Here is a 229-nt window from a genome sequence, read left to right as displayed (position 1 = left end):
ATTCACCAGTTCTTTCAGGATCGCGCACTGGATCGAAATGTTGAGCAACTGGAGGCCGGGCGCATGTACCAGCTGGACGTGTATAACGTTCATCGTCGGCCGCGTATCGAGGCCGGTACACCGCGCCGCTTCTTCCGCATCTCGTTTGTACCGATCGAAATCGAGAGCGACGACTGCCAGCCCAATCCTTTGCTTCCGGCGCGAGTCTACAACCGCGATGACGTGCGAA

1 protein-coding gene is annotated in these 229 nt (G+C 57.6%); it reads left to right on the top strand.

Annotated elements, in window-relative coordinates; all coding sequences use genetic code 11:
* Positions 1 to 229 (top strand): hypothetical protein (locus AC1RO3_RS09490; RefSeq protein WP_481764169.1); only part of this gene is annotated, 229 nt, incomplete at both ends.

The organism is Dellaglioa sp. CoH-57-MRSF-19 (assembly GCF_056781975.1).
This window is presented reverse-complemented; position numbering and strand designations above follow the sequence as displayed.